At 44.0% G+C, this 425-nt stretch carries 2 tRNA genes and 1 rRNA gene; all 3 read right to left on the bottom strand.

The features are described from left to right. Positions 1–87 precede the first annotated feature (87 nt). A tRNA-Ala gene (locus AC23N5_RS31480) sits at positions 88–161 on the bottom strand. Positions 162–229: 68 nt separating this feature from the next. Continuing rightward, positions 230–303, bottom strand: a tRNA-Ile gene (locus AC23N5_RS31475). A 52-nt stretch (positions 304–355) separates the two neighbouring features. Then, positions 356–425 (bottom strand): 16S ribosomal RNA (locus AC23N5_RS31470); the annotation flags it as partial.

The following is a 425-nucleotide window of genomic DNA, read 5'->3' as shown; positions in this document are numbered from 1 at the left end:
CCCCATGCGCCCTTATTTTGCTTCTTCTACAAATTTCTTGATAATTCTCTACCAATATGTCAAATAACTCTAAGACTTATAGCCTCGTGGAGGATAACGGATTCGAACCGTTGACCCCCTGCTTGCAAAGCAGGTGCTCTAGCCAGCTGAGCTAAACCCCCAATATTTTTTAGACTTTCTTTAAACTGAACAGAAGTACGCTTACTTCGTGTTTAAAGACTGATTTTAGTGGGCCTGCGAGGACTCGAACCTCGGACCTCTACATTATCAGTGTAGCGCTCTAACCACCTGAGCTACAAGCCCCCTTAAAAGTTATATAATGAAAGTAAGTTAAGGAAAGGAGTCTTTACTCCAGAAAGGAGGTGTTCCAGCCACACCTTCCGGTACGGCTACCTTGTTACGACTTAGCCCCAGTTACCAGATTT

This window comes from Runella sp. R5_40 (assembly GCF_057652295.1).
The sequence above is the reverse complement of the archived record's forward strand: the minus strand, read 5'-3'. Positions and strand labels throughout refer to the sequence as shown.